General features: G+C 53.8%; 19 protein-coding genes and 1 pseudogene. 16 read left to right on the forward strand and 4 right to left on the reverse strand.

Going from position 1 to position 22,032, the window contains the following annotated elements:
• Both ACFOFO_RS18385 and ACFOFO_RS18390 read right to left on the reverse strand, forming a co-directional pair.
• The coding region (locus tag ACFOFO_RS18385) for a Wzz/FepE/Etk N-terminal domain-containing protein (protein WP_390332324.1) at positions 1–904 on the reverse strand (904 nt) is incomplete at its 3' end.
• 204 nt (positions 905–1,108) lie between these two features.
• Complete coding sequence (locus tag ACFOFO_RS18390) at positions 1,109–2,239, reverse strand: polysaccharide biosynthesis/export family protein (protein ID WP_390321911.1); 1,131 nt, start codon at positions 2,237–2,239, stop codon at positions 1,109–1,111.
• Between ACFOFO_RS18390 and ACFOFO_RS18395 the strand changes: the two genes are divergently transcribed.
• On the forward strand, positions 2,224–2,379 hold the full coding sequence (locus ACFOFO_RS18395) for a hypothetical protein (RefSeq protein WP_390321910.1): 156 nt from the start codon (positions 2,224–2,226) through the stop codon (positions 2,377–2,379). The two genes, ACFOFO_RS18390 and ACFOFO_RS18395, sit on opposite strands and share 16 nt — an antisense overlap.
• A gap of 171 nt (positions 2,380–2,550) precedes the next feature.
• On the opposite strand, the gene ACFOFO_RS18400 is transcribed toward ACFOFO_RS18395, so the two are convergent.
• Positions 2,551–2,907, reverse strand: coding sequence for a hypothetical protein (locus ACFOFO_RS18400; protein ID WP_390332326.1), 357 nt, complete (start codon positions 2,905–2,907; stop codon positions 2,551–2,553).
• 604 nt (positions 2,908–3,511) lie between these two features.
• On the opposite strand from ACFOFO_RS18400, the gene ACFOFO_RS18405 reads away from it, so the two are divergent.
• From ACFOFO_RS18405 to ACFOFO_RS18475, 15 genes are all read left to right on the forward strand, one after another.
• The gene (locus ACFOFO_RS18405) at positions 3,512–5,416 is read left to right on the forward strand and encodes a polysaccharide biosynthesis protein (protein WP_390332327.1); all 1,905 of its coding nucleotides are present in this window, start codon (positions 3,512–3,514) and stop codon (positions 5,414–5,416) included.
• An 87-nt stretch (positions 5,417–5,503) separates the two neighbouring features.
• The gene (locus ACFOFO_RS18410; RefSeq protein WP_390332329.1) at positions 5,504–6,754 is read left to right on the forward strand and encodes a lipopolysaccharide biosynthesis protein; all 1,251 of its coding nucleotides are present in this window, start codon (positions 5,504–5,506) and stop codon (positions 6,752–6,754) included.
• 76 nt (positions 6,755–6,830) lie between these two features.
• Positions 6,831–8,234, forward strand: a complete 1,404-nt coding sequence (locus ACFOFO_RS18415) for a polysaccharide deacetylase family protein (protein ID WP_390332331.1) — start codon at positions 6,831–6,833, stop codon at positions 8,232–8,234.
• A gap of 110 nt (positions 8,235–8,344) precedes the next feature.
• Positions 8,345–9,598, forward strand: coding sequence for a hypothetical protein (locus tag ACFOFO_RS18420; RefSeq protein WP_390332333.1), 1,254 nt, complete (start codon positions 8,345–8,347; stop codon positions 9,596–9,598).
• Positions 9,555–10,667 (forward strand): glycosyltransferase family 4 protein, encoded by a 1,113-nt coding sequence (locus ACFOFO_RS18425; RefSeq protein WP_390332343.1) that lies wholly within the window; start codon positions 9,555–9,557, stop codon positions 10,665–10,667. The genes ACFOFO_RS18420 and ACFOFO_RS18425 overlap by 44 nt, the downstream gene beginning before the upstream one ends.
• On the forward strand, positions 10,657–11,445 hold the full coding sequence (locus tag ACFOFO_RS18430; protein ID WP_390321901.1) for a hypothetical protein: 789 nt from the start codon (positions 10,657–10,659) through the stop codon (positions 11,443–11,445). The genes ACFOFO_RS18425 and ACFOFO_RS18430 overlap by 11 nt, the downstream gene beginning before the upstream one ends.
• Positions 11,446–11,965: 520 nt before the next feature.
• Entirely contained in the window at positions 11,966–13,312 is a 1,347-nt protein-coding gene (locus ACFOFO_RS18435; protein ID WP_390321900.1) for a UDP-glucose dehydrogenase family protein, read from the forward strand.
• 130 nt (positions 13,313–13,442) lie between these two features.
• A complete protein-coding gene (locus ACFOFO_RS18440) occupies positions 13,443–14,522 on the forward strand; it encodes a Gfo/Idh/MocA family protein (protein ID WP_390332335.1) in 1,080 nt (359 codons plus the stop codon).
• Complete coding sequence (locus ACFOFO_RS18445; protein ID WP_390321897.1) at positions 14,515–15,024, forward strand: acyltransferase; 510 nt, start codon at positions 14,515–14,517, stop codon at positions 15,022–15,024. Before ACFOFO_RS18440 ends, ACFOFO_RS18445 begins: the two co-directional genes overlap by 8 nt.
• A gap of 17 nt (positions 15,025–15,041) precedes the next feature.
• Complete coding sequence (locus tag ACFOFO_RS18450; protein ID WP_390321896.1) at positions 15,042–16,145, forward strand: DegT/DnrJ/EryC1/StrS family aminotransferase; 1,104 nt, start codon at positions 15,042–15,044, stop codon at positions 16,143–16,145.
• 209 nt (positions 16,146–16,354) lie between these two features.
• Positions 16,355–17,140, forward strand: a complete 786-nt coding sequence (locus ACFOFO_RS18455) for a hypothetical protein (RefSeq protein WP_390332337.1) — start codon at positions 16,355–16,357, stop codon at positions 17,138–17,140.
• 61 nt (positions 17,141–17,201) lie between these two features.
• Positions 17,202–18,434, forward strand: a complete 1,233-nt coding sequence (locus tag ACFOFO_RS18460) for a glycosyltransferase family 4 protein (protein WP_390332339.1) — start codon at positions 17,202–17,204, stop codon at positions 18,432–18,434.
• 159 nt (positions 18,435–18,593) lie between these two features.
• Complete coding sequence (locus tag ACFOFO_RS18465; protein WP_390321891.1) at positions 18,594–19,733, forward strand: DegT/DnrJ/EryC1/StrS family aminotransferase; 1,140 nt, start codon at positions 18,594–18,596, stop codon at positions 19,731–19,733.
• A 264-nt stretch (positions 19,734–19,997) separates the two neighbouring features.
• Positions 19,998–20,588 (forward strand): sugar transferase, encoded by a 591-nt coding sequence (locus ACFOFO_RS18470; RefSeq protein WP_449369378.1) that lies wholly within the window; start codon positions 19,998–20,000, stop codon positions 20,586–20,588.
• 172 nt (positions 20,589–20,760) lie between these two features.
• The gene (locus ACFOFO_RS18475; RefSeq protein WP_390332342.1) at positions 20,761–21,408 is read left to right on the forward strand and encodes a membrane-associated phospholipid phosphatase; all 648 of its coding nucleotides are present in this window, start codon (positions 20,761–20,763) and stop codon (positions 21,406–21,408) included.
• Positions 21,409–21,580: 172 nt separating this feature from the next.
• Here the strand turns inward: ACFOFO_RS18475 and ACFOFO_RS18480 are convergent.
• Positions 21,581–22,032: pseudogene (locus tag ACFOFO_RS18480) on the reverse strand (hypothetical protein); the annotation flags it as partial.

Consider the following 22,032-nt stretch of genomic DNA (forward strand, 5'->3'; position numbering starts at 1 on the left):
TGCGCGCCAGATTTTGCCGCATGTATTCGCGCCCGATTTCATTGAGGATATTGGTGGTCAGTTGCGGATTCTGGCCTTGCAACGTGACGTTGATGATGCCCGACAGCTTGCCTTGCTCGGTGACCATCATGGCTTTTTGTACTTCTTCAATCGCGGCGAGGCGCGAGGCGCGGCGCAGGCTGAATTGCGCACCGGGCGCCGCTGCCATCTGGTCTACCATCAGTTCGATATTGCCGTTGTCGGTAGCGGCATTGAGCGCGACGCCGACCTTGCCTTTCAGCGCGATGTTTTGGGTTGATTCGGTCAGCAGATACTGCCCGTCGCCTGCCGCCGTGATGACAAATTCACGGTTTTGCAGCATATCCGGCACATTGAACACCGGCACCGAAATCTTTTCGGCGCCCCACGCATAGCCGCCGATGCCGAAGACGCCGGGCGAGGACAGTTGCTTGTTCTGGCGCGCCAGCAGGCCCCCGATCAGCGGGAAGTACTTCGGGTGGCCATCGATGTACAGACGCATGTTGTCGACCGCACGCGAGATTACGAGTCGTGAATGCAGCAACTCCATCTCGGCGGTGACTTCGGCCTTGGTATCGAACAGCGAAGCCATTTCACCCAGAATGTTTTTCGATGAATTGGGACTGTTTTCCTCGACGTGAATCATCATGCTGGCCTGATACACCGGCTTGGCCATGAATGCGTAGGCGACGCCGATCAACGTCACTGCCAGCACTATGCACATGATCAGCCAACGATTGTCATACAAAACATTGACGTAGGTCTTCAGCTCATTTTCATTGTTAGGTGGCAGACTGCGTGGAGCCGGTTGCTGTATGGGGTGATGCATCATCATGCTGTACTGCATGACAGGAGCTACCGCGTTCTGATTTTCTACATTCATCATGATGATTGCCTGAACATATCTAAATTCCACCCAACTGTTGCCGAGTATTTTCACCACGTCGATGCCGACAAGACTGTCATTTACCCATGCACGCTCGGCTGGTCAATCATGGCGTGCAGCTGATGTAGATGACTTACCTGTCCAAGTTTCGCGTAGCGTGATCATGCGCGGCACAGAGGTCGTTTAATCACGCCGTCTGGCGATCTACGGATGCGCCGCTCCAAGAACCGACGACAACGCGCTTGGGAATATCAGGCTGATCGCGCGATGCCAGTTGGTCAGTGGCGACGCGGCGACGTAGACTACGTCCTTCGGGTACAGCTCGAAACTCTCGGCCATCGCCAAAGCCCCAGGCGTGCTGGCGTTGAGCTGATATACCACCGGCTCCGACGCCTGCTTGCGTACCACGTACACCTGTCGCCCATCACCGGTAACCGGATTGATGCCGCCCGTTTCACCCAGTGCTTCGTTGAGCGTCAGACGGCCGTTGTGCATGGTCAACGCTTTCGGCGCAACGACTTCGCCCGAAACGAAGACCTTGCTTTCATCGCGCGACACGGCGCGCACGATGTCGCCGTTGATCAACATGATGCTGGACGGATTGATGCCTTTTTGCACCAGCTGCAGCAGGTTGATCTGGTAGTTGGTGCCGGCCCGGTTGATGAAGATCTGGCTCTGATCGGCGGTGGGCAGCAGGCCGCCGGCGCGGTTCAGCGCTTCTACCAGCGTCATCGGGATGTCATTGATTGCCTGCAGCCCGGGGGACTTGACTTCGCCATCGATATAGATGCGCTTGCTGCGATAGGCCTGCACGCGCAAGGTGACCTTGGGCTTGTTGATGTAGCGCGCCAGCTTGCCGGTCAGCAGGCCACGCGCCTGCTCTTCTGTCAGACCCGCCAGCTTGAGCGCACCTGCATACGGAAACTGCACCATGCCCTCGTGATCGACCACGAAGCCGGCCGGCGGCGTGGCCGGACCGACCGCTTCTGCGCCGTTGATGCTGGCGACCGGTGTCGCCATCACGGCGCCGGCCAGTTCGGGATGGTCCCACACCACGATCGACAGGATGTCGCCGCTTTCGATCTTGTACGGCGTCACCGCGCTGACCAGATTGCTGAGGTTCTGAGTCGTTTGTTTTTCATGCTTCTCACGCTCGGACCGGACCAGTTCGGGCGTGATCTGTTTCACCACCGGCGCGTTGGCGGGCAGCCCCGATTCGAGGCTGGCGCTGGGATCCGCACGCAAGCCGGCGCCGCCCGACGCACAGGCCACAAGCCACGGTATCAGGGCCAGCAGGCCGATCTGTTTGAGACTGATGCATGACAAAAATTTCATTGGATTTACCTGACCTGTTTGGACAATTTTCGCCTTTTGTCCGAGCGCCGTTCGGTATCCGCTGCACGGCCAATTCGCCGTTGACAAAAATTGGTCAAAGAATGACACCACTTTACAAACTTCCGCTGGCCGGCAATTGATAATTATCAATTTAATAATGGATGAGAACGGCGCGAAAGTGCAAGGATTTTCCCCCGGGAACTACTTCGCCGAAATTCCGTAGGCCGCTTCAGGGGCGCCGCAAAAATTGTTGCCTCGCTGGCGCCATTGCACAGCGGCGATGCCGTGCCGACTGACACGAATCGGGCCGCTTATTGACCAGGCTCAATGACGCAATCGAGCGGGGGGATCATACAAGCAAGCATGCTGCGAGGGTCAATTCGAGCGCCAGATGCAACAACCGGTGTTGCTGCATTAATCTCCTTCTTATCTGTCGATTCGTCCCTGTCCAGTTGCCTGGGATCGGTACTTTCCCCTTCTTCGTTGCACCCGACTGCGCAGTGTGAAATTACTCGTTTCATACACACTGCGCAATCAACGCGCGTCAGAATTTCCACCCCCGTCACACTGAAACCGACCCGCCATCCTGCCAATGCCGGTGTATCGGTGCCGGCATTTCTCATGTCGATCGGCAACGGATATTTTCTGCCTGCCACAGACTTAGTCATGTCGTCCTCCCGTGCGGCCTCGATACAACATTCGCCCCACCGCGAAGCCAAATGCTTGTCGGACCTCAATCGCGTTATCAGGGCGATGCGTAACAATTTGCCAATTCCATTTCGAATCGATCAAGCTAGGTTTGGAGACCAACAACGCCCCTTCTGACGAAAAGATTTGTGTTGAGCAATAGAAGGGGCATTGCCTTTTTATAAATTGGTTTTTTGATAATTATCAAGCCGGATATGAGAGAACTAAATCATATTGACGATGTGCATTTGATTAATGTTTTGATCATTCAGTTTGTGTCAGGAAACCTTGCTTTCATTGGCCTTTCTTGTCTTCATTACGCAGCAAAAAATCGTCGCGAGGCAAGTCGGGAAACCGAATACGAACAGTGCAGATCTCCAAACGAAACATCTGTTTTCGACATTGTCAGTGAATCAAACATGATCCACCACTTGGGCCTGAAATTCTTATTGGCCGGCAACATCAGTCATTTCTTGTAGATTCGGCTTCGGTCCAGTCATTGAGGAGAAACCCTGTCTTATGTCAACGCCAGCACTAACAATTAGCAACCGGTTCCGAGAAATGCTGATTACCAGGAATCGACTGGTGAAGGTCACCCTGATGCTTGCGGCAGATCTGATCGCATTGCCTCTGTGCTTTTTGGCGGCCATGCTGCTCAGACTGGGTGATTTCGACCAAACCATGCGTTACGGCAGTACCTCATACGTGCTGATTTCCGTTGTCACGATTTCGGCGTTCACGATGTCCGGCCTGTATCGCGCGGTCATCCGCTTCATCGACTATCGCTTGCTGGCCGCGACTGGAACCGGTCTGGCAGTCGTGGTCCTGTTTGCCTATTTGCTGTCGCTTACTTTCGATTACAACCGGCTGCCGCATGGCGCCTTCATGATTTACTGGTTTATTGCATTTTCTTATGTCGTGACATCGAGGTTGATGGTTCGGGCCTTCTTGCGAAATCACGGCGGAAGGCAACATAAGGTGGAAAACCTGGTGGCGATCTATGGAGCGGGCGAACCGGGTGCACAGCTTGCGCTGGCAATGCGCACAAGCGACGAATATCGACCGGTATGTTTCTTTGACGAAAAACACGTTCTCAACAAACACACCATCGCCGGTTTAAAAGTATTTCATTCCGATCGTCTGCTTGCAGTGGTCAATAAATTGGGTATCAAGTCGATCGTGATCGCGATCCCGTCCGTATCACCGGAACGATTGCTGAAAATCGTGCACAAGATGCGTGAGGCGGGTGTCACCATCAAGATCCTGCGCAGTCTGGTTGACCTAGCCGACGACAGGGGCTCCAATCATTCGATTCGCGACATAAAAATTGAAGATCTGCTGGGTCGCGACCCGGTTCCTCCGCAAATCGACTTGTTCGCCAAATGTGTCAGCGGGAAAAATATTCTGGTGACCGGCGCGGGCGGATCGATAGGCAGCGAATTGTGTCGCCAGATCATGACCCTGTCGCCGAACCGAGTGCATCTTCTCGATCACTCCGAATTTGCGCTGTACACCATCAAACAGGAACTGCAGATGCGCTTCCCCGGACTGAATGTGCAGGAGCATCTTGGCACGGTGTGCAGTAGCTCACTGGTGGAGCGGATCATGCAGGAAGGCCGGATCGATACTGTCTATCACGCCGCCGCGTATAAGCATGTGCCGTTGGTAGAATCCAATTTCGTCGAGGGCATTCGTAACAATGTGATTGGAGCCGGCGTGGTCGCCAGGGCTGCAGAAAAGTTCCGGATTGAAACCTGCGTACTCATTTCAACCGACAAAGCAGTTCGCCCCACCAATATCATGGGCGCGAGCAAGCGCATCGCCGAGCTGATTTTTCAGGCGGCCGCCGCCAAGTCAACCAACGGCACTACGTTTTGCATGGTTCGCTTCGGCAACGTGCTCGGTTCGTCCGGCTCAGTCGTGCCGCTATTCCAGCAGCAGATCGAACATGGCGGCCCCCTCACGATCACCCATCCCGAAGTGATCCGTTATTTCATGCTGATTCCGGAAGCGGCACAACTGGTGATACAGGCCGGAGCGATGGCCAAGGGCGGCGATGTGTTCGTTCTCGATATGGGCGATCCGATCAAAATTGTCGACCTGGCCCGCACCATGATCGTCATGTCCGGGTTTACCGAGAAGAGCAAACAGAACCCGACCGGCGACATCGAGGTGCGATTCGTCGGCCTGCGTCCGGGCGAAAAACTGTATGAAGAATTGCTGATCGGCGAACAGGCCTATCCCAGCGCGCATCCACGCATCATGTTCACGACCGAGAACTCGATCCATCCCGATCTGTTGGACCGGCAGATCGCCAATCTCATGGCGGTATGCAAAACCAACAACAGAGCGATGATCGAATCAATGATACAGACCATCGTAACTGAATATACATCACAGGCGAAAATGGAAATACCATCGGAAGTACACCAGACATTTCAATTTCCTCCCCGCTATGCGGGCCACGGTGCGGCACCGCTTAAAGCGTGAGCGAAGACATCGAGAACCCATGACTACACCACGCTTCCTGTTGCCTGACCCTGCGATTTGCCGCTGCAAATTAAACTGCAGATTGACATGAAATCCTCCACCACTACCTTCTGGAGCCATGTCATTACAGTCCTGACTGGATCGGTCGCAGCACAGGCATTGCCCTTGCTGGCTGCACCTCTGATTACACGTTTATGCGGACCCGAGGATATGGGCGCATTCAGCGTGTGGCTCGGTGTCATACAAATTGCCGCGGTGGTCGCCACGCTGCGTCTCGAGACCGCAATGATTCTCGATCACGATTCCAACGAACAGCAGACCTGCTTCAGCGTGATCGCCTATTCGGCAACGATACTGGCACTGACAATCACACTGTGTGCCTTCGGTGCTCGTGCACTGGGGTTTCATGAAGCACTCAAATTGCCTTGGCTCGGATTGCTGACGCTCGGGGTCGGCATGTGGCTGACCGCGTATACCCAGACAATCATCGCGTATGCAACCTCCTATCACGCGTTTGGCAAAGCGGCACGCGCCAAAGTGTGGGCTGCCGGCACCATTGCACTGACGCAGGTTGGTTTGCTATATGCCGGCATTGGAGGCATTGCCTTGATGGCGGGGCAAATTATCGGACTCGCCATCGGGCTCGTTGCAGCCGTTTTGCTGATGGCACCGCCTGGCCCGACTTTTTCGATCAAGCCAACGCGTCCTCAGCGCAACTATCTGAAAAAGCATGAAGCCTTCTGGCGCTATGCGCTCCCCGCTGATTTGATCAATGTCGTTGCCGGAAAATTGCCGTTATTTCTGATCGGGATAAAGCATGGCTTGCTTGCCGCTGGTCTGTTTGCGCTGACGCAACGGGTGCTGGCCGCGCCGGCATCGATTCTGGCCGCCTCTGTGCTGGAAGTATTCAAACGGCAGGCAGTCGAGGACTTTCAGACCTTCGGCAATTGTCAGGGCACCTATATTCACACCTTCAAGACGCTCTTTATGTTAGGTGTCGGGCCGACATTATTTATATTCATTTTTTCCGAAGATTTGTTTGCACTGGTTTTCGGCGAATCATGGCGACCCGCGGGGGCCTACGCTCGCATCATGGCACCGCTATTTTTTATTAGTTTCATCGCCAGTCCGTTAAGTTACGTTTTCTACGTGGCGGGCAAGCAGAAAGTCGAACTTGCCTGGCAAGTCGCGCTATTCCTGATGACCATTACGGTTTTTTTGCTGCCTTTGACACTGAAAGAGAGTCTTTGGCTCTATACCGTCGGTTATTCATCGCTTTATGTGATCTATCTGCTTTTGTCGTATCGCTTCTCTCAGAGCAATCTGGGCCCGGTGTGATTGCAATTGCGAGTGACGCGTTGGCTCTATCTTTATCTACGTTGGAGTAACAGCTTTCCCGGTTAGGAATTCAATCATGGCAACGCTTCGAATCCTGGCACCCGACACATCAGCCGAATTGGACTGGATCTGTTCGGTCATATTTACGGACTATCTTGGTCTCAGCTACGCGATTGAGCCAGCAACGGATAATAATTTTCACCTTTGCCTGGATCAACGCCAGATCGAACTACCCAATATATTCTTTGCACTGACATCAGACCGATGGCTTCGTCCATCCTCGCTGCCGGCTACCCCTCTTGTCACATGGGACAGCCGCCCAACCGGGTTGAGTCCGACGTTGGTGGAGCCAACGATACCGGTGATTTACGGACGCACCGACCAACCATCAACGGTCACCGACGACTACATCTATCTGCCGATTGATGTTTTTGGCTCTGCGTTTTTCATGCTGTCCCGCTACGAAGAGGCGGTCAGTCTGGTACGCGATGAACATGACCGATTTCCAGCCAAGGCATCCCTGGCGTGCAGCGCAGGATTCATCGACCGTCCGATCGTAGACGAATACATCGCGATTCTGTGGTCCGCGCTGACGAGGCTATGGCCAAACCTGGAACGCAAGCAGCACCGCGCCCGCACCCTGATCAGTTGTGATATCGACTCGCCGTTTGACCCAGCCTGTGCGTCGCTGTACCGACTTGGAAAGAGGGTGCTCGCACGCTCATGGCGCGACAAGTCGCTGGATCGACTGCCGATGACAGTCAGAGATTACCTAGCAGTCAAGCATGGAGATTATTCCTCCGATCCTTATCGGTCAGGCATCGACTGGATCATGGATGCAAATGAAAGGGCAGGCAATCAGGTGGCGTTCTATTTCATCTGTGAGCAAACGGACGAGAAGAGGGATACCTCGGTCAATGTCGACGAACCGCGCATGCGGGCCATGATGCGCAGTGTCCATGCCCGCGGTCATGAAATCGGCATTCATCCTGGCTATGACACCTACAAGAATCCGGCCAAATTCGCGCAGTCCGTATCCAAATTGCGCCGTATCATGGAAGAAGAAGGCATCAAGCAAGATGTGCTTGGCGGACGCCAGCATTACTTGCGCTGGGAGACGCCAACCACCGCGCAACTATGGGAAGCCAATGGTCTGACCTACGATACGACGCTGTCTTATGCCGAGCGCGCCGGCTTCCGCTGTGGCACCTGCCACGAGTATCACATGTACGACCTGATCAACCGGAAACGACTGAATTTGTTGCAACGTCCGCTCGTGGTAATGGAATCGACGGTGATCGATATGCAGTGTATGGGCTTGGGATACGGCGATGCGGCGCGTGAACTGATCTATCGCTACAAACGTATTTGTCATCAGTTTGACGGCGATTTCACTTTGTTGTGGCACAACTCCTATTTTGAGAATCGGGCCGCCAAAGAAATGTGCAGCGACGTTATCAATGCTCAGGTTCCAGCCTGACTCGACAATGTCCGGCCAACGATAGCGCCATTAGCAATAGCTCGCTGAAATTCGGGCGAGGTTGAATCGAGACACAATCTGACGCTTGGCCGAACCATGGATACGAAATCATGCAATCGACAATGACATCAATAGCATCAATGACCTATTCGGGCCAGGCTTCAGCCTTCAACAAGGGTAGAACTGCGACGATGGAACTCGCTTTTTTTCTTTTGTTCCCGGGTTTCTTTTTTTACCAGACTTTGCTGGGCCTTGGAATAATGCGGGCCTTCCTAGGTGGCTATTTTTCCATTGTTTCGCTGGTGTTGCTGTTTCCTCTCCTGTTCTACTTTCTGGCCGATATCAAAAGAGGAAAGGGCAATTTCACGCGCATCGATTTTTATTTCTTTACCCTGTTGATTTATTGCACTTTGATCATTTTTGTCAATTTCATTGCCGGCGCGAATTTTGACATAATAAGAAGCCAGTTTCTGTCGATTATTTACCTGGCGAATATTTTCATTATGTTTCGGATGACCGATTTCAATGGCAATAAATTCAAGACGATAGCGATTGCCAGCCTCTTGCTCATGTCCGGCATTATTTTTTATTTCTCTATCGACGGATCATTTTATCTGGCCGAACTGGGTGCATCGCTCAATCCGGAAAGTCTGTCGACCTACCAGGGGTTTGCAAGATCATATTTGTTGACTTTCATCATCGTAATATCACTTGTCAACACTGCGAAGGTCAGAATATTGCTCTACCTGATCGCCGTCCCGGCGCTTTTCATCAACATGGCACGCACTGAATTTATCGCGCTCATATTCCTGATTCCGATCATCGAGACCTATTATTCCCGCCACAAATTGAAAATCCTGGCTGCGATATTAATGGCCTGTATTTTCGTCGGTGCCAATTATCAGTATTTCGCGGAGCATTTTCCTGACAACCGGGTATTGGAGCTTGCCGACCTCTCGCAAGCGAACTCTGTCAATCTTCGACATCATTTAACGGACCAGGCGCTACGCACCATTCAAGACCATCCCATTCTGGGTGACTACGCCAGTTATGCGAGTGGTGAATATGCCCACAACATTTTGTCGGCGTGGGTCGACTTCGGTGCCCTTGGCTTCATCTACGCAATCGCACTGCTGATGTACCCCCTGCTCCGCCTGTATGTAGATGGGTTCTTCTTAAAATCGAAGTCTCGTGATTTTCTTTTGGCTTGCATTTTGATGTCGGTGACTGTGCTGTGGATGCTTACTTCTAAAACCTTTTTGGATATGTCAATTGCCGCAGGTCTGGGGGCATATGCAAATTACAAATACAGGAAAAAAAATGTGGAGAATTGCCCACCTTACCTCAGTGCACCCGAGGCATGACACCCGCATCTTCGTCAAGCAATGCAGGAGTCTGGCAGAGCACGGATATGACGTGACGCTGGTAGTGGCCGACGACAAAGGGGATGAATATAAGGATGGTGTGCAGATCGTCGATGTGGGACGTCTGCCAGGTCGCCTGAATCGGATATTGAGAACTACGCGCAGGGTCTTTGACAAGGCGGTGGAATTGGACGCGGATATCTACCAGTTTCATGATCCGGAGCTACTGACGACCGGCCTGAAACTGAAGCAGCTAGGCAAAAAAGTCATTTTTGACTCGCATGAAGACGCGCCAAAACAAATCCTGAATAAGCCATATCTGAATCCAACCTCGCTGCGCCTGCTGTCGGGCATGATGGCTCGCTATGAGAGTTTCGCCTGCCACCGGTTCGACGGCATCATCGCCGCGACGCCATTCATCCGAGACAAATTCTTATCGATCAATCCGAATACGGTGGACGTCAACAACTTTCCGCTGCTGGGAGAATTGCACGCTGTCATTGCATGGACCGACAAGCGGGACGAGGTTTGCTTCATTGGCGGGATTGATGCCATCCGCGGTATTGATGAAGTAGTTCGCGCCTGCGCACTTCTGAAATCCCCGGTGCGGCTCAATCTGGCGGGTTCATTTTCCGAACGTCCGCTGGAAGCCAAGGTAAAAGCGCATCCGGGCTGGGGCAGAGTCAACGAATTGGGCTACCTGGATCGTGCGGGCGTGTGCCGCGTGCTGGGTCGATCCATAGCCGGCCTGGTGACCTCACATCCAATCGCCAATTTCATGGAAGGGCTACCCGTGAAAATGTTCGAATACATGGCGGCAGCCATCCCTGTCATTGCTTCGAATATTCCACTGTGGCGCGAGATCGTCGAAGGCAATGACTGCGGCTTGTGTGTCGATCCATACGATCCAGCGGCAATCGCAAATGCAATTGATTATCTGGCATTGAATCCTGACGTCGCCAGACGGATGGGAGAAAACGGCCGGCAAGCGGTGATGCAGCGATATAACTGGCCGGCACAGGTCGCCAAGCTCACCAACTTTTACGGAGCGATTTCAAATGACCAATAAAGTGTCGCAGATGTTTCAGGTGCTTGTCGATATCGCCAAGCTGCCGGTGGCGCGTTTGCATTTCGATCTTGGACTGCATGCGGAAAACGTCAAATCGACTTACCAATATTTCACCAAGCCGCACCCGCGCTACAAATTGTTCCAGAATAAAGCATTGGGTGCGGCATTGGTCAATATCGGCGAGTTAGTCACGCGCGAAAATTATCTCGCAAGTATCAAGGGGCGCAATAGCGGTGCCCACTTTGCCAAGAAAGCCAGGTCACGCGGCTATATCATTACCGAGATCGACAGAAACCAGTTCGTCGACGAGATTCACGACATCAATACATCTTTGGAGACGCGGCAAGGGCATGCCATGGACCCTTCGTATCTGGAAAAAACATGCTATTACCCATCCCTGAGCAACTTCAAGTATTACGGCGTCATGAATCCGGACGGGAAGCTGATGGCGTATTGCACATTGGGATTTTACGGTGATTTTGCGGCGTTTGAACGGCTGATCGGGTATCGGAACAACGATGGAATCATGCACTTTATGCTGGTCGAAGTCATCTGCCAGTTGATTGACGCAGGAAAAGTGAAATACGTGATGTATGACACCTACTTTGGCGCCACAGAGGGCTTGAAGACGTTCAAAACCATGCTCGGATTCAAGCCATATCGGGTGTTCTTTTCGATCACTGACGAGCGGGCTGATAGTCGCCCGACGGGCAACCCGTGTGTCCCTATTCCCGAGCGAGATATCGAGCATTCGGAAGCGCACCCCGGGGGGCGCTAAAGCATGAATCCCTGATTCGTCGCATCGCCATCATCGAAGTATGAAAGCTCGTCGGGTTCTGTCGCGCAACGGCCGTAAAAAACAATGTCTCCGCATGGCGCGGCATTCGAATGCAACTCCCCCATTCGCCGCACTGATGCAGGTGTAAATCTGTATGTTTTACGCCACCAAATAGTTGCGATGATGCATCGAGAGCCTAACCGTTGCAGCGATACTGGCAAGTCAGACTTCGGCGCAAGCAAGATCTGCATGGTGTTCGCTTCTATACCAATGCATCCGATCGAATTCGATTGCGCTAACCCGCCTCAATGCGGTGCATATTTGTCATCACTTTGATAGGTATCAAGGCAACCAAGACGCAATAGTTCATGATTTGTTTTATTAACTCTTTACCAATTTCAACGTCGTATTAGCGGTAGCACGGACGCCGGGTCCGCCCAGTACCGCAACACAACGTCCATTGAGTGGGGCGATTTTCTGTCCGGCCCATCCCGCGTTTGAACTCTTGCATACGGCTATTATGAAAATAACTATTATCGGCACAGGTTATGTAGGTTTGGTGACCGGCGCATGCCTCGCAGAAGTCGGCAATCAAGTGTATTGCCTCGATACCGATCAAGAGAAGATAGACATTCTGAACCTGGGAGGAATACCTATTTATGAACCCGGTCTCGAAAGCATCGTCAAGCGCAATGTCGCTGCCGGACGATTGCAATTCGGGTCTGACGTCGCGGCCTCGGTCGAATTTGGAGAAATCCAGTTCATCGCCGTCGGCACGCCGCCGGCCAAGAACGGATCGGCAGATGTGCAATACGTGCTGACTGCGGCGCGCAACATCGCCCGCCACATGAACAGTTACAAGGTGATCGTCGACAAATCGACTGTCCCTGTCGGTACGGCCGACAAAGTGAAGGATGCCATTCGACAGGAGCTGGCCAAACGGGAAATCAGCACTGACTTCAGTGTGGTCTCGAATCCAGAGTTTCTCAAGGAAGGTGCCGCCATAGATGACTTCATGAAGCCCGACCGGATAGTGATCGGGGTGAGCGATGAACGCGCCGCGGATTCAATGCGGCGCCTGTATCAGCCATTTCAGCGCAATCATGAACGCATGATAGTCATGGATGTGCGCTCCGCGGAACTGACCAAATACGCGGCTAACGCGATGCTGGCGACACGCATTTCCTTCATGAACGAGCTCGCCAATCTTGCCGAAAGTCTTGACGCCGATATCGAACAGGTGCGCCAGGGCATGGGCTCCGATCCGCGCATCGGCCATTATTTCCTGTATCCGGGCTGCGGTTATGGTGGCTCGTGCTTTCCCAAGGATGTCCAGGCCTTGCGCAACACTGCAAACGAGTGCGGTAGCGGGATGCGGATAATGGATGCCGTCGAAGCCGTCAATGAAACGCAGAAAGTGCGACTGGTGGACAAGGTCAACCGCCATTTCGGCACCAATCTCGAAGGACGCAAATTTGCACTGTGGGGGCTGTCCTTTAAACCGAATACGGATGACATGCGAGAAGCACCGAGCGTGGCGATCGTCAACAAATTGATTGCGCAAGGCGCGACCGTAGTAGCGTTTGATCCTGTTGCAATGCCCGAAGCGAGGAGGATGTTCACCGGCATCAATGGCATCACGTTTGCCGACGACATGTACCAGGCCCTGGAGGGCGCCGATGCACTGATCATCGTCACCGAATGGAAGGAATTCCGCAGCCCAAGCTTCGCGCAGATGATGCAGAAATTAATTTCTCCGGTGATCTTCGACGGCCGCAACCTGTATGAACCGGAATGGTTGCACAGCAATGGATTCAGCTATTACTCGATTGGGCGCCAAGTCACGAAATCCGAGTCGGCCCACTGACACGGCGGTCAAATCGTTCTGATATCGGATTTTTGAAGTCACCAGAATTTGCGCGCACCACGAAACATATTATTGACAGCTTCCTCAAGAATTACCCAGAGAGAAACCTGATGGAAACGGGAGTAGAGAAATGATCAATATAGGCCTTCTCGGCTGTGGCCGGATTGCAAAGCGACATGCAGATTTGCTGGGTAACGGACAAATTGCCGGCGCCCGTTTATGCGCGGTATGCGACATTGTCCCTGAGCGGGCAGATGCATACGGCACCCAATTCAAGGTGCCGTCCTTTCATCAAATCGACGAATTTTTAAATCATCGCGACATCGATGTGGTGGCAGTCCTTACGCCGAGTGGAATGCATCCGCAGCACGCGATTGCAGCGGCACAGGCCGGCAAACATGTCATCGTCGAAAAGCCGATGGCACTGCGACTTGACGATGCCGATGCCATGATCCATGCATGTGACGACGCCGGCGTAAAACTATTTGTGGTGAAACAAAATCGCTTTAACGTGCCGGTCAGAAAATTGAGGGAGGCGCTCGACGCCGGCCGGTTCGGCAAGCTGATTTTGGGTACGGTGCGGGTTCGCTGGTGCCGCGATCAAGCCTATTATGATCAGGATGCCTGGCGCGGCACCTGGCAGTTCGATGGCGGCGTTTTGACCAATCAGGCCAGCCATCATGTCGACCTGCTGGAATGGATGATGGGCGATGTTGACTCGGTACACGCCCGGTCGATGGTTGCGTTGGCACACATCGAAGCGGAGGATACAGCCATCGCAACGCTCAAGTTCCGTAACGGGGCGCTTGGGATTATTGAAGCGACGACCGCGGCGCGCCCGGCAGATCTGGAAGGTTCAATTTCCGTGCTAGGTGAACGCGGTGCGGTTGAAATCGCGGGATTTTCAGTCAACAAGATTCGCACCTGGCAGTTTTCCGAGCCGACCGTCGAGGATGAAGAAATCATTCATCGATATTCTGTCAATCCCCCGAACGTTTATGGGTTTGGCCATCAGGCCTACTATGAGCACGTCGTTAGCTGCATCCGGGACGGCAGCGCCGCAATTGTGGATGGCCTGGTAGGGCGCAAGAGCCTGGAATTGATCAGTGCAATGTACGAATCGATTGAAACCGGCAAGGAAGTGAGTTTGCGCTTTCATCCCAAGCGCTGTCGACTGGGCGAAGTCACCAATGGCCGAACTCATGGATAAATCGCTCCCCTCGCGCCTGACATTGCTGGAGATCGGCATAAAGGATGTGTCTTTGGGCAGCGACGTCAAACTGGTTCAGCCAGTCAACTTGTACGGTTGCGAAATCGGCGATCAGTGCTTCGTCGGACCATTTGTCGAAATCCAGCGTGGCGTACGAATCGGCGCCCGCACCAAAGTGCAGTCCCACACCTTTGTCTGCGAACTGGTCACCATCGGAGACGATTGCTTCATCGGTCATGGTGTCATGTTCATCAATGACAGCTTTTCCACCGGCGGTCCGGCGCAAGGCAGGCGTGAACTATGGGCCAGCACCCGCATCGGCAACCGGGTCTCGATCGGGTCGAACGCGACCATCATGCCAGTCACGGTCTGTGCTGGCGTGGTCATTGGCGCAGGCGCCGTAGTGACCAAAGACATTCTGGAGCCTGGCGTGTATGCCGGCAACCCCGCTCGCAGAATCAAGGCGCTGCCGCAAGCGCCACTTGCATCCTCTCCCGACTAAACACTAATTTGACTCCTATGACAACCGTACCCTTTGCCGACCTGCATGCGCAGTACCTGTCAATCAAAAGCGAAATTGACGCGGCCATCGCGACAGTCATTCGCGACTCTGCGTTCATTCGCGGTCCCCATGTCGAAAAGTTTGAACGCGAATTCGCACAGGCGCTCGGAATTGCACACTGTGTTTCCTGCGCCAACGGAACCGATGCCATTTATATCGCGCTTAATGCACTCTGCGTCGAGCCGGGAGACGAGGTGATTACCTCGGCACATTCATGGATCTCCACTTCCGAGTCGGTCACCCAGGCGGGCGGTAAAGTCGTATTTTGCGACACGGATCGTGACACGTTCACCATCGATCCGGCGCAGATCGAAGCCAAGATCACGCCACGCACCGTCGGCATCATTCCGGTCCACTTGTATGGGCAGCCTGCCGACATGGATCCCATCATGGAAATAGCGCGCAAGCACAAGCTTTGGATAATCGAAGACTGTGCCCAGGCTCACCTGGCCAAATACAAAGGGCGCACGGTCGGCACTTTCGGTAACGCAGCAACCTTCTCGTTCTATCCCGGCAAAAATCTCGGGGCGATGGGCGATGCGGGCGCGATCGTCACCAACGATGCACGACTGGCTGAGCAAATGTCGATGTTTGCGCGCCACGGTGGCCTGTTCAAGGGTGATCATCAGATAGAAGGCATCAATAGTCGCCTCGACGGACTGCAGGCAGCAATTCTATCGGCAAAGCTGCCCCACCTACCGGCATGGACCAGGGCTCGTCAACAATGGGGGGCGGCATATGACAAAGCTTTGGCCGGGATCAAGAACTTGATTGTTCCACCTTCTTCACAGGAGCGAGAACACTCGTACCATTTGTATGTGATACGTCATTCACAGAGGGATGCGCTGGCGAAACATTTGCAGGCGGCGGGTGTGCAAACTGTCGTGAATTACCCGGTTGCACTACCGTTTCTGCCGGCCTATCGCCGTTTTGAACACCGCGCTGAGGAATTTCCGAATGCCCATGCCCATCAGTCGACGATTCTGTCATTGCCTTTGTTTCCCGAAATGACCGCTGCACAACATGCTTATGTGGTCGCGGAAATTGCCAGATTTGATTAAATCCACTATCGTGGGTCTGAACTGGCGACTTGGGCGTAGGCAACGATGGACCTTGCTCAATGCACGACGTGTCATGCCAGATCTTGGCTATCGTCAGTACAGGTTACGGCAGCCAATGCCAGGCTAATGTAGGTGATGCGATGGTTGGAAGGGGGGGAGTTATGTACCGCGATGTTACGCGTGGCCTTATCGCAAAAGGACGGCGGCCAATGAAAACCTTGCTTAACCGAATATATTACGATTATCTGGTGCCGTCGCAATTTGACCGGTATGAAGAACTGGTGCGTCTGGCATCGAACGCTGGATATCTGCAAACTTCACTTCGTTCATTTTTCAGTTCCATTCCCCTGAACGGTGCTGGCCCGCAGAAGGTGATCGTCCACCGTCATGATATCGACACTGACGTCTGCACCGCCAAAAAAATCTTCGCTATCGAAAAAAAATTAGGCATCAAATCGAGCTACTACTTCAGGATATCAACGCTCGATTTTGCGTTTATGCGGGAAATCGAAGAGTACGGGAGCGAGGCAAGCTATCACTATGAAGAAATAGCGACGTTTGCCAAGAAACATCACATCAGGGATCCGGCGGAAATAATGAAAAGGATGGCGGAGGTTCGTGCAGAATTTGTCAACAATTTCACCTCGATTGAAAGACGGTTCGGGCTTAAGATGACCACCGTGGCGAGCCATGGCGATTTCGCCAATCGCCGCTTGAGGTTGTCAAACACCGAAATCCTGAAGGATAAGGAACTACGCGATCGGTGCGGAATTGTGTGTGAAAGCTATGACAAAAACCTGTTAAAGCATTTTGATATTTACATCAGCGACAGCAGCCGTCCTGCCCCACAGTACTACTACCCGACCTCACCGTTTGATGCAATCGGCCGCCACAACAAGATTTGTTTCCTGACCCATCCGCGACAGTGGGAGACCAACTGGAGGGAAAATACCAAAGACAATGTGATCCGCTTCTATGAGGGACTGAAATGGTAGGGCGGAAATGGCCCCTCCAAGGCGAGTTTTGGAACGGCAAGCCCTTAATGAGAGGTCGCAATTGAATATCCTTCTGATCAATCATTACGCTGGCTCGCCGATGCACGGCATGGAATTTCGCCCCTATTACATGGCCCGAGAGTGGATGCGTCTGGGCCACCGTGTACAAATTGTTGCGTCGGCCAAGTCACATATTCGTGCCAAACAACCGCAACTCGCGGGGCAGCACCGGTTGGACGAAACGGTGGGCGGCGTTCCGTACACATGGTTTCAGACACCGGACTATTCCGACAACAACCTCTGGCGTGTACGCAACATGGCTTCCTTCATCGCTCGGTTGTATCGTGAGGGAAAACATCTTGCGCAGTCATTCAAACCCGATGTGGTCATCGCTTCCAGCACCTATCCGATGGACATCTGGCCTGCGCGCCGTATCGCCAAGCTGGCACAGGCGAAGTTGGTCTATGAGGTGCATGACCTGTGGCCTCTGTCCCCGATGGAACTGGGTGGCATGTCGAAATGGCATCCCTTTATCATGTTGGTACAGGCCGCGGAAGATTATGCTTACCGCCACGCGGATGTGGTGATATCGATGCTGCCAAAGGTACAGGAATACATGCAGTCGCGTGGCCTGGCACCGCACAAACTTCATATCGTACCCAATGGGATTGATCCGACCGAGTGGCTGGCGGATGGCCCGGTGCTGCAGGGGGAAGCCGACGAGGTACTGTCCCGCATCAAGGGCCAGGGTTATTCCGTCGTCGGCTATGCCGGCACCCACGGCGTAATGAACGCACTGGATACTTTCTTGAACGCAGCCAAGTTGATGCATGACCACAAGGTGGCCTTTGTTCTGGTCGGCAGTGGACCGGAAAAGAAGGCCTTGCTGAGGCGGGCACAGGCCGAACAGCTGAGTAACGTCTGGTTTCTTGATCCGGTAAGCAAGGAGCAGATTCCGGCATTGCTGCAGCGGTTTGACGTGGCTTATCTCGGCATGCAAAGACAGCCGCTGTTCCGCTTCGGTATTGCTCCCAACAAATTAATGGATTACATGATGGCCGGCAGGCCAGTCTTAATGGCGATCGAATCGGGTAATGATCCCGTCAGAGAAGCAAACTGCGGACTCACGATCCAGCCGGAGGATCCGCAGGCAATGGTGGATGGAATCCGCACGTTGTTGACCCTGAGCGAAAAAGAGCGGCGAGCGCTGGCGCAACGTGGCCGGACATTCATGCTGCAGAACCATACTTACCCAGTTCTGGGCCAACAATTTTTAATCGCTTGCGGCGGTTGATCCGAATGTCAATTGGAGCCATGTATGCCAGTGCAATCCCTAGCCACGACACGTGTAGATCCCAGCATCGTTCAGGTAGCGGTTGGTAGCGCAGGCACGGCCGACGCAACACCAAATTCGTCAGGGAGCCGGAACCGCGTCCTGCCTGAACAGAAATTCTTGCCTTTCGCTCTTCCGGATATCGGCGACGAAGAAATTCAGGAAGTGGTCGACTGCCTGCGCTCCGGATGGATTACCACCGGCCCCAAGACCAAGCAGTTCGAGCAGGAGTTCGCGCGTTACATCGGCGATGGCGTCGAAGCGATTTCTGTCAACTCCGCCACTGCCGGCTTGCACCTGGCATTGGAAGCATTGGGCGTCGGCCCCGGCGATGAAGTAATTGTCCCGACGCTGACCTTTACTGCAACTGCCGAAGTGGTGCGCTACCTTGGCGCCGATCCGGTTCTGGTCGATATCGACCCGGTCAGCATGAATGTCGATGTCAACACCATCAAGGCGGCGATCAGCTCGCGCACCAAGGTAATCATGCCGGTGCACTATGCGGGACTGGCTTGCGACATGGACGCCATTCTCGATCTCGCACAGGCGAGCGGACTGCGCGTGGTTGAAGATGCCGCGCATGCGTTCCCTACCCGCTACAAGGGCAAACTGATCGGCACGCTGGCCAGCGACATCACCGTCTTCAGCTTCTATGCAAATAAGACCATGACCACCGGCGAGGGCGGTATGGTGATTACGCGCGACCCAAAACTTGCCGAGCGCATCAAAATCATGCGCATTCATGGCATCAGTCGTGACGCCTTCGATCGTTATGTCTCCAAAACACCCGCGTGGTTCTACGAGGTGGTGGCACCGGGATTCAAATACAACCTGACCGATATTGCATCGGCGCTGGGTATCCATCAGCTACGCAAGATCGACCGCTTTCTGCTGCGGCGTCAGCATTTGGCGTATGCGTATTTCGAGGGTCTGCAGGGCCTGCCATTGACCATGCCGGCCGGAACCAGCGAGCATGGCTCCCATGCCTGGCATTTATTTGTAGTGCGTCTGACGGCGAAGGCACGCCTGGGACGTGACGAACTTATCCAGAAGCTGTCCGAACACGGGATCGGTACCAGTGTGCATTACATTCCATTGCACCGACATCCATACTGGCGCGATACCTATCATTTGACGGCGGAACAGTTCCCCCACGCCGACGCGGCCTACCAGTCGATGTTGAGTTTGCCGCTCTACACAAGCATGACCGATGCCGATCAGCAAAGGGTTATCTCCACATTGCACGAATTATTATCCTAGAAACGGTGGATGGACAGGTACGAGCTGAAGCAGGGGTTTCGGATGGCACGCCATCCGCCTGCGTAATGGTGTTCGCTTGCAAGCGAACATGCGAACGGCAAGTGTGTGTTTTGCGGTGGCCGGGATGCCGGCCACCGGAAAATCGTGCAATCGCGCCTGTAGCACTCTCACCTACACGGAGAACTGTTTAGCGATGAAAAATTTCAGTCAATTCATGAACCTATCGAAGCTAACAAGCGGTCAACTGCCGTTTCCAGGATTATGCTGATCAAGCGCATATTCGACTTTATCGCCTCGTTGACTGGCCTGATATGCATTGCGCCGCTACTTGTGGTGGTGGCGTGCTGGGTCAAGCTTGATTCAGCCGGCCCCGTTTTCTTTCGCCAGCAACGAATAGGTCGCCATCGGGTTCCGTTTTACATTTTTAAATTCCGTACCATGGTGGTCGGCTCCGAAGCCAAATCCAACATCACGATCGGAAGCGATGCGCGGATCACCAACGCCGGTCGCTTCTTGCGGCATTACAAAATTGATGAATTACCCCAATTAATCAACGTCCTTCTCGGAGAGATGAGCCTGGTAGGTCCGCGGCCAGAGGTTCCGCGTTATGTTGCTTATTATCCGAAGGACGTTGGCGATATCGTGCTGTCAGTACCGCCCGGCATCACTGACTGGGCGTCCATCGAATACAAGGCAGAAAGCGAGCTGCTCGGCACCGCAGCCAATTCCGAGCGAACTTACATCGAGGTGATTTTGCCTGCCAAGCTCGAATACTACCTTCGCTATGTTCGGGAGCGCAGTTTCTTGATGGATCTGCGCATCATATTTTCCACTCTTGTTGCGATCGTCCATTGATCGGGATCGAAGCGTCTTCGCCCCGCTACAGACTGGTTTCCGTGGCCGGGTTGATCTCGATTGAAATGCTCTCCAACGCTGGTGGCAGCACCGCCGGTCGCTCGCTGCCAGCAGCGTGGCCGTCACCGATCGAGACGGCCGCGTTGGGGTCAACAGAAGGAATGCCGTTTTCATGATTCCATGGACGAGAATCGTCCATCTCGGCGACGTGGCTGTGATGGTGCCCGCTGCCGCAGCGATCGCGGCATTGCTTGTTACGCGCAGCACCTGGCGCGTCGCCGTATGGTGGTGCCTGCTGATCGCGCTCGGGATCAGTTTGGTCGCATTTTCCAAGATCGCATTTCTGGCGTGGGGCACAGGCATACGCTCACTCGACTTCAAGGCGCTGAGCGGGCACGCGACACTAACGACGGCGATTATGCCGGTGATATTTTTCCTGGGACTGCGCCATGCGGACCCGCATGTGCGCGCCGCCGGAATATGGGCCGGCCTAGGGTGCGGCATGTTGATGGCGCTGCTGCTGGTGATGCTGGACGAGCACTCGGCGTCAGAAGTTATTGCCGGCTGCGTGCTCGGCGCCATTGTCAGCCTCGCCGCCCTGTACAAGCTGCGAGTTCATCGTTCGCCAAAACTGAACTGGTGGGCAATCCCACTGGGCATATTATTTTTCTTTTACATCCGTTATGCCGAGCCACTATCGCCCGGATATTGGCTAATACGCATTGCACTCGATCTGTCCGGCCGCCACCAGCTCTACAGTTGGACCACATGGGAGTTGGACAAGCATGCGGACACGTATTTCGGCAATCACTTCTGGTAAATTGCCAAGCCCTGGACGCGTCCTGCAAAAAAACAGGGACGTCGGCTATCGTCGACTTCCCTGCGATCATGCATCACCGGATCATCTGATTGGTGCGACGGATATTATTGTCGCTATCGACCAGACAACGATATTTATCCGACCGCCGCTCCAGGCTCAGCGCTCCCGATACCTAGTATTTATACGCTCCCATATCGGCCTGCAGTCGTGTATGACCCTGCAGATCGATGGTAGGCAAATAGGTCTTTGCACCTGTAGCGACCGCCGGCGAGCTGCTCTTCAGGTGATAATCGCCGTTGCCGGTTTTGATGTAATTGACGAACTGCGGGTTCGCCGTGATCGTCCCGGTATGTGTCAGACCATTACGCAGGCGAAAGTTGCAGCCATTGCCGTATGACAGGTTGTTCACGTACTTGTTGTGCGTGCCAGTCGCTCCTTCCTCGTCAATACCGGTTCCGGCATTGTCATAAACAATATTGTTCGCAACGATCGAATAGTCATTCGGGCCAGAGAAACCGTTGTAGTAGCCGCCGCCGCCAACCGTGATGCCCTGGCCATTACCAAAGATCGTGTTGTTGGTGATGGTCAGGTTGGTCGCGTTATGCCATGAGGTGATGCCGGTGT

This window comes from Pseudundibacterium arcticum (assembly GCF_042646465.1).
Classification (GTDB): Bacteria; Pseudomonadota; Gammaproteobacteria; order Burkholderiales; family Burkholderiaceae_D; genus Undibacterium_A; species Undibacterium_A arcticum.